This window comes from Actinoalloteichus spitiensis RMV-1378 (assembly GCF_000239155.1).
In the GTDB taxonomy this organism is placed as follows: domain Bacteria; phylum Actinomycetota; class Actinomycetes; order Mycobacteriales; family Pseudonocardiaceae; genus Actinoalloteichus_B; species Actinoalloteichus_B spitiensis.
The window spans coordinates 1-7,543 of sequence record NZ_AGVX02000419.1 but is presented as its reverse complement, the minus strand read 5'-3'; the positions used below and the strand labels follow the sequence as shown (position 1 = coordinate 7,543).

At 70.6% G+C, this 7,543-nt stretch carries 9 protein-coding genes; 1 reads left to right on the top strand and 8 read right to left on the bottom strand.

The genetic code is table 11. The features are described 5' to 3' along the window. Window positions 1-426: uracil phosphoribosyltransferase (gene upp / locus ACTIDRAF_RS0218165; protein ID WP_016700152.1), on the top strand; the 426-nt coding region annotated here is incomplete at its 5' end. 126 nt (window positions 427-552) lie between these two features. On the opposite strand, the gene ACTIDRAF_RS0218160 is transcribed toward upp, so the two are convergent. From ACTIDRAF_RS0218160 to mbhE, 8 genes are all read right to left on the bottom strand, one after another. Next, a complete protein-coding gene (locus ACTIDRAF_RS0218160) occupies window positions 553-1,143 on the bottom strand; it encodes a TetR/AcrR family transcriptional regulator (protein ID WP_016700151.1) in 591 nt (196 codons plus the stop codon). Between the two features lie 131 nt (window positions 1,144-1,274). After that, complete coding sequence (gene mnhG, locus ACTIDRAF_RS0218155) at window positions 1,275-1,631, bottom strand: monovalent cation/H(+) antiporter subunit G (protein WP_016700150.1); 357 nt, start codon at window positions 1,629-1,631, stop codon at window positions 1,275-1,277. After that, window positions 1,628-1,894: an MrpF/PhaF family protein gene (locus ACTIDRAF_RS0218150; RefSeq protein WP_016700149.1), complete on the bottom strand. Its 267-nt coding sequence runs from the start codon at window positions 1,892-1,894 to the stop codon at window positions 1,628-1,630. The genes mnhG and ACTIDRAF_RS0218150 overlap by 4 nt, the downstream gene beginning before the upstream one ends. After that, window positions 1,894-2,532, bottom strand: a complete 639-nt coding sequence (locus ACTIDRAF_RS29635) for a Na+/H+ antiporter subunit E (protein WP_016700148.1) — start codon at window positions 2,530-2,532, stop codon at window positions 1,894-1,896. Before ACTIDRAF_RS29635 ends, ACTIDRAF_RS0218150 begins: the two co-directional genes overlap by 1 nt. After that, on the bottom strand, window positions 2,529-4,061 hold the full coding sequence (locus tag ACTIDRAF_RS0218140) for a Na+/H+ antiporter subunit D (RefSeq protein WP_016700147.1): 1,533 nt from the start codon (window positions 4,059-4,061) through the stop codon (window positions 2,529-2,531). Before ACTIDRAF_RS0218140 ends, ACTIDRAF_RS29635 begins: the two co-directional genes overlap by 4 nt. After that, window positions 4,058-4,519, bottom strand: a complete 462-nt coding sequence (locus ACTIDRAF_RS0218135) for a Na(+)/H(+) antiporter subunit C (protein WP_016700146.1) — start codon at window positions 4,517-4,519, stop codon at window positions 4,058-4,060. The genes ACTIDRAF_RS0218140 and ACTIDRAF_RS0218135 overlap by 4 nt, the downstream gene beginning before the upstream one ends. Further along, the gene (locus ACTIDRAF_RS0218130) at window positions 4,516-5,094 is read right to left on the bottom strand and encodes an MnhB domain-containing protein (RefSeq protein ID WP_016700145.1); all 579 of its coding nucleotides are present in this window, start codon (window positions 5,092-5,094) and stop codon (window positions 4,516-4,518) included. The genes ACTIDRAF_RS0218135 and ACTIDRAF_RS0218130 overlap by 4 nt, the downstream gene beginning before the upstream one ends. After that, a complete protein-coding gene (gene mbhE, locus ACTIDRAF_RS0218125; protein WP_016700144.1) occupies window positions 5,091-7,439 on the bottom strand; it encodes a hydrogen gas-evolving membrane-bound hydrogenase subunit E in 2,349 nt (782 codons plus the stop codon). The genes ACTIDRAF_RS0218130 and mbhE overlap by 4 nt, the downstream gene beginning before the upstream one ends. Window positions 7,440-7,543: the final 104 nt, after the last annotated feature.

Below are 7,543 nucleotides of genomic sequence, written 5' to 3'. Positions count from 1 at the left end.
GCCACCCCGCCGCTGCTGGTCCCGGTGCTCCGCGCCGGCCTGGGCATGGCGGACCAGGCGCACCTGCTGATCCCCGAGGCGCAGATGGGATTCGTGGGGTTGGCCCGCAACGAGGAAACCCTGCGGCCCACGCCCTACCTGGAGTCGCTGCCGGAGAGCCTGGAGGGACGGGCCGTGCTGGTCCTGGACCCCATGCTGGCCACCGGGGGTTCGATGGAACACACCATCCGGTTGCTGGCCGACCGGGGAGCGACGGACATCACGGCGGTCTGCGCCTTGGCCGCGCCGGAGGGCGTGGAACACCTCAGGAGGAGCGGCCTGCCGCTCCGCGTCGTCACCGCCAGCATCGACCAGCGCCTCAACGACTCCGGGTACATCGTGCCCGGTCTCGGCGACGCGGGTGACCGGCAGTACGGCCCGGCCTGACGCGCCGCTCGTCGCGGGGCGCCGGTCCGGGCCACCCAGGCCCGCCGCTCACCGGGCACAGGGGGCTACGGGGCGCCCGCCACCTCCGGCCACGGTGGGGGAGGGCGCCTCGGTGCCGGCGCCCGGTCAGCGGAGCCACCCTCGGGCGTTCGCGCGAAGCGCCCGCTCGTAGCTCGCCTCCACGTCCAGGTAGGGCGGGACCCGGTGACCGAGCTCCAGCGACACCAGTCCGTGGACCTGCCCCCAGCAGCCCATGACGATGGTCTCCGGTGGGGCCTCCGCCAGCACGCCCCGCTCCAGCCCCCTGCGAACCGCCTCGAACAGCGGGCGCAACGCGCGTCGGCCGCGCTCGCGGGAGTCCTCGCCCAGCGGGCTGGGGGCCGTGCCCTGGCTGAACATGACCCCGTAGAGGTGCGGGTCCGCCAGTGCGCTGCGGCGGTAGGCGAGCCCCAGCTGGATCAGGTCCTCCACCGGGTCGTCGGTGCTCGGCACCTCGGCGAGCCAGACGGCGAAGCGGTCGAACGCCTCACCCAGCAGGGCCTGCACGAGTTCCGGCTTGCCACCGAAGAGGGAGTACACCGCCGTCGTCGACGTTCCGACGTCGTTGGCGAGGCGGCGCAGGCTCAGGCCCTCGGGGCCGTGCGCCGAAAGTAGTTCCCCGGCGCGGTCGAGCAGCCGGATCCGTAAGGCGTCGTCGTGAGTCCGTGGTCGCGGCACGGCGACAGGCTACGACAGGATCCCGAGGTCGGCGCGCCACGGTCCGTCTACCTGCGACGGTGCGCGGCGGAGGTGACCGTCCGTCCACTGTGGGACGCGGCCCGACCTGTCCCCGGTCGGGCCGCGTCGGCTCAGCCGGACTTCCCGGTCCCCTCCTCGCGGGCCAGCCGCTCGCCGAGCTCGTCGACGACCAGGCTCTCCTTCCTCATCGCTCCCGTCCGGTAGGCGACCCGGCCCACCATCTGCGAGATGACGGGAGCGGTGATCATCTGGAACATCGCGACCATGATCAGGCCGGACCCGTACAGGAAGTCCAGCTGGATCGCGGTGCCCACCAGCAGCATGATCAGGCCCAGTGTCTGCGGCTTCGTCGCCGCCTGGAGCCGCGCCGTGACGTCGGGGAACCAGAGGACACCGAGCGCGCCCAGCAGGCAGAAGACCGCACCGCCGATCAGGAGGACGGCGGAGATCACGTCACCCACGCTCATCGGTGCGTCCCCTTCTTCTCGACCAGTCGGACGGCGGCCATCGATCCGATGAACCCGAGCAGTGCCACGGCGGCCAGCAGGGCGATGTTGGAGCCGTCCTGTTGGATCGCCATGCCCACGGCGGTTCCGCCGACGATGAGCACGACCAGGACGTCGACGGCGAGGATCCGGTCGAGGGTCGTCGGGCCTCGGACCAGCCTGATGACGATGACCAGGCCCGCGGCGCACAGCAGCGCCAGGGTGATGGCGAAGACGATCTGCATCAGCGGTCCTCCTCTGGCGGCGTCGGCCGGGCCCCGGCCGACGGTGGGGCCGACGGCGGCGCCGGCTGGTCGGCCTCGGTCGGGCCGAGGTGGTCCAGCGCCCGGACGTCCTCGTCGGAGCCGATGGCCCGGACGACCCAGGACTGCATCTCCAGCACCTCACGGCGGATCTTCGCGGCGTCCTCCTCGCCCTGCATCCCCAGGGCGTAGACGTAGAAGACCCGCTGCTCGCGGTCGATCTGGAGGACGAACTTCCCCGGCCCCAGCGAGACCAGGTTGGCGGCGGTGGCCACCACGTGGTCGGTGTCGGCCGGCACCGGCACGGCCACGATCCCGGCCTTCGTCCTGGGGCCGTAGCTGATCGATTCCCAGGCCACCTGGAACGCCGAGGTGAACAGGTCAGCCAACAGCCACCACAGCAGCTGGAGCACCCGCAGCGGTCGTAGGCGGCCCCGGCGCGTGATGGGGGGCATCGGGAACACCAGGACCACCACCGAGGCGACGATCACGCCCCCGAGCACCGTGGCCACGTCCAGGGTGCCCCACAGCATCAGCCAGACCAGCGTCAGCCACACCACCAGCGGCGCCCGCCGCCAGGCGTGCCGACGGGTCGCGAGCAGGGCCGTCATCTTGCTCATTCCGCCTCCTCACCGAGCACCGCGGTGCGATAGGGGCCGCCGTCGAGCAGGTCGGTCGCCGCACGCGTGCTGATCTCCGACAGCGGTCCCGCGAACACGGCGATCAGCACACCGAAGACCACCAGCGCGGACGTGGCCGAGACCATCGTGCGGGAGGTCGAACCGGTGCCGATGATCAGCTCGTCGGTGGGGTCCGGATCGGGGTGGGGCGGCTTCGACTTGCCCCAGAACGCGAAGACCCACACCTTGGCCATCGCGTACAGCGTCAGGAAGCTGGTCAGCACCGCCGCGCCGGTGGCCACGTAGGCCATCGTGGTGCCGACCTCGGCCCCCGCCTCCAGCAGCGCCAACTTCGCGACGAAGCCGGAGAACGGTGGGATCCCGGCCAGGTTCAGCGCCGGGATCGCGAACAGGAGGGCGATCGCCGGGTACAGCTTGGCCAGGCCGCCCATCCCCCGGAGCGCGACCGTCCCGGTGTGCCGGGTCAGCAGACCGCTCACCAGGAACAGCGTCGCCTGCACCGTGATGTGGTGCACCACGTAGAGGATCGCGCCAGCCAGGCCGGTCACGTCGTACAACGCCAGGCCGAACAGCATGTACCCGATGTGGCTGACCAGCAGGAAGGACAACAGCCGGTTCAGGTCGTTCTGCGCGATGGCTCCCAGGGCGCCGATGATCATGGTGATCACCGAGAACCAGAGCAGCAGGGTCCAGCTCTCCCCGTGGTCGAAGACCAGGGTCTGGGTCCGGATCAGCGCGTAGACGCCGACCTTGGTCAGCAGGCCGGCGAACACGGCGGTCACCGGGGCCGGGGCGGTCGGGTAGCTGTCGGGCAGCCAGAAGTGCAGCGGCACCATCGCGGACTTGATGCCGAAGACCACGATCATCATCAGCGCCATCGCGGACTGCACGCCCACCGGCAACGCCTCGACCTTGCCGGAGAGGTCGGCGAGGTTCACGGTGCCCGTCGCCGCGTACACCAGCGCGATCATCGTGATGAACAGCAGCGAGGACGTCAGGCTGACGATCGTGTACGTCATCCCGGCCCGCACCCGGGTCGCCGTCGTCCGGCGGGTGATCAGGACGTAGGACGCGCCCAGCATGATCTCGAAGGCGACGAAGAGGTTGAACAGGTCGCCCGTGAGGTAGGCCATCGAGACGCCAGCGCCCAGCACCAGGTACATCGGGTGGAAGGCGGTGCTGGAGGTGCTGCGGCCGTAGTCGGTGATGCGCTGGCCGATCGAGTAGACGAGGACCGCGAGCATCACCACCATCGAGATGAGCATCAGCAGCGCGGACAACCGGTCCGCGACCAGGGTGATGCCGACCGGAGCGTCCCAACCCCCGAGCTGGAGCACCACGGGGCCCGACTTGTCCGCCTCGGCGAGCAGGACCACCGCCAGCACGGCGTTCGCCGTGAACACCACCACGCCCAGCAGCCGCTGGAGCGTCGCGAACCGGCCGAGCACCAGCGAGAGCCCGGCGGCCAGCAGCGGCAGAAGGATCGGCAGCGCGACCAACATCGTCACCGCGTGGCCTCCTTGTCGTTGTCGGTGCCGAACTCGAACTTCCGGTCGGCTCCCGGCTCGTCTGGTTCCTCCCGCTCGTCGATGCGCTGCTGCTGCCGGCGGATGCGCCGGTCCTCGACGTCGTCACGCACCTCGTCGTGCCCGAGGAGCACGGAGGACCGGTAGGCGAGCGCGAGCAGGAAGGTGGTCAGGGCGAAGGTGATGACGATCGCCGTCAGCGCCATCGCCTGGGGCAGGGGGTCCGTCATCTCCTCCGCCGGTGACACGCCCACGATCGGGGAGCGTCCGGGAGGGCCACCGGCGAGCTGGAGGAACATGTTGGCGGCGTGCCCGACGATGACGATGCCGATGATGATGCGCATCAGGGAGCGCTGGAGCAGCAGGTAGAAGCCGACCGCGTAGAGCCCGCCGATGGTCAGCGCCATCGTCAGGTTGACGGTGACGTTCACGGTGTTCATCCGGAGGGCCTCCTCCTCGGTCGTGGCGACTGTTCCTCGATGCCCGCGCCGAGCGTGCGGAGCAGGTCGCACACCACGCCAACGATCAGCAGGTAGACCCCCATGTCGAGGAAGAGGCTGCTCACGACGTGCACGTCGCCGAGCACCGGCAGCGTCATGCTCACGTAGGCGCTGGTCAGCGGCGCCTCACCCCAGAAGATCGGAGCGAGGCCGGTCAGGACGGCCAGGCTGAGCCCGGCGCCGATGATGACCGGCGGGCGCAGCCCGACCGCCGCGCGCACCTCCATCGGCCCGCCGGCCAGGTAGCGGACGACGAAGGCCTGCCCGGCGACCAGGCCACCGGAGAACCCGCCCCCGGACCGGTTGTGGCCCGCGAACAGCAGGTACAGCGACAACACCAGCACCGTGGGGAAGATGATGCGGGCGGCGACCTCCAGCAGGAGCGACCGTTCCCGGCCGTCCCGGTGGCTTCCGACCAACAGCCAGTGCTCCTGCGGGGTGTCCCACTCCTCCCACAGGCTGGTCCGGCGCTTCTTCTCACCGGAGGGCTGGGAACGCGGCGGTCCCTCGCTCACTTGCGCACCTCCCTGGACTTGCGCGGTCCCTCCGTCTCCTCGGCCGCCGAGGGGCGGCGCGCCCTCCTGGTGGCGAGGATCAGGCTGGCGACGCCGGTGGCGGCGACCGCGAGGACGGAGATCTCGCCGACGGTGTCGAAGGCGCGGAAGTCGACGAGGATCGCGTTGACGACGTTGTTGGCGTGCGCCCCCTCGGGAGCGGCCTCGACGAAGCCCTCACTGGCCTCGGGTGGCGCCTGCCTCGCCCCGCTGAACACGAGGGCGGACACCGCCACCAGGGCACCGGCCGCGACCGAGACCGCCACCTTGGGCCAGCGCGGGGAACGGGTGGATTCGACCTGGGTGAACCGGCTGGGCAGGCGGCGCAGCACGAACACGAACGCCACGAGGGTCAGCGTCTCCACCAGGAACTGGGCCAGCGCCAGGTCGGGGCCACCGTCGAGGACGAAGAACGCGCCGATGCCGTATCCGACCACGCCGGTCAGGATCACGGCCGTCATCCGGCGTTTCGCCATCGTCACGGCGATCGCGGCGGTGAGCACCAGGATGGCCACCGGGACCTGGACCGCCGAGTCCCACAGCCGGAGCTCCTCCGGCATCGAGCCACCGGTGAGGACCGCGCTGCCGGGCACCAGCACGAAGGTCAGCAGGATGATGGCCAGGTAGGTCGGGAGGGAACCGGCCTGGAACCGGCCGGTCACCGCGTACGACACCGTGTCCAGCCCGGCGACGGTGCGTTCGTAGCCGGGCTGTGCCTGGAGGAAGTCCGGCAGCCACCCCCCGAGGCGAACCACCCGGTCCCTGGCCAGGTGCAACCCGACACCGGAGGCCACGACCACCGCGGAGAGCAGCAGCGGGAGCGAGAACCCGTGCCACAGCGCCAGGTAGTAGGGGTGGTCCCCGGCCGGGTAGGGCTCGGCGTAGGTGGTGGCGAGCGCGTTGAACAGCGAGGCGACCACCCCGAGGAGCAGGGTCAGCGCCGCGGGCACGGCCGCCGGCACCATCAGGCCGAGCGAGGGCTTGGGGGCCGAGGAGTCCTCGACACCCGGCTTGGTGCCGAACGCCCCCCACAGGAACCGGAAGCTGTAGGCGGCGGTGAGGGCGGACCCGAGCACGAGACCGACCAGGACCACGAGGTCACCGGTGGTACCCGACTCCAGGAACCCCTCGAACGCCGCCTCCTTGCCGAGGAACCCGAACAGCGGGGGGATGCCAGCCATGGACAGCGCGCCGATGGCGCCGATCACGGTGAGCACCGGGAAGCGCCGTCGGATCCCGGAGAGCTCGTCGATGTTCCTGGTGCCCGCCTGGTGGTCGATGATGCCGACGACGAGGAACAGCGTCGACTTGAACAGGCCGTGCGCGATCAGCATCGTCGCCCCGGCCATCGCGACCGTGTGCGAGCCGGCGCCCATCAACACCATCAGGAACCCGAGCTGGCTGACGGTGCCGTAGGCGAGCAGGGTCTTGAGGTCACGTTCGAACAGCGCCCGGTAGCCGCCGATGAGCATCGTCCAGATCCCGAGCGTCGCGATCAACGGCCACCAGGGCGTGTGGTCGGAGAACGCGGGGGAGAGCCTGGCGACGAGGTAGACGCCGGCCTTGACCATCGACGCGGCGTGCAGGTACGCGCTGACCGGGGTGGGCGCGACCATCGCGCCCGGCAGCCAGGTGTGGAACGGGACCTGGGCGGACTTGGTGAACGCCCCCAGGAGGATGAGCACCAGCGCGGTGCTGGTGAGAGCGCCGGCGGCCGGCGGGCTGGCCACGATCTCGGAGATCCGGTACGTCCCGGCCTGCTCGCCGAGCAGGACGAAGCCCAGCAACATCGACAGCCCACCGAGTACGGTGACGAGCAGGGCCTGGATGGAGGACCGCCGCTGCTGTTTGGTGTTGCCGTCCTGCCCGACCAGGAGGAACGAGCAGACCGTGGTCAGTTCCCAGAAGATGTAGAGGGTGAACAGGTCGTCGGCGAGGACGAGGCCCAGCATCGCCCCGGCGAAGGCGACGAGCAGCGCGGACGTCCGGGAGTTGCTCTGGGCGTCCGGCTTGAAGTAGTAGACGCAATAGCAGAGGATCAGGACTCCGACCCCGGAGACCAGGAAGATCATCAACAGGGAGAGGATGTCGAGTCGCAGCGTGAACGTCAGCCCGAGAACGGGCGCCCACGCCACCGACTCGTCAACGGTCCCGCCGGCCAGCACCTCGGTGAGGCTGGTCAGCGCCCAGCCGAGCGAGACGGCCGGCAGGATGGCGCCCACCGCGAACGCCCAGCGCCCCAGCCACCTGCTGACGGTCGGGAGCAGGGCCGCCAACACCAGGTGGGCGGTCACCAGGAGCAGCATCGGGACCTCCCCGACCTCGGGACGACCGCCGGCTTGCGTTCGCTCATAAGCTCCTCCGGGACGCGGGGCTGACCTTGCCACGACCCGCGCCAGCGGCGGGGGGG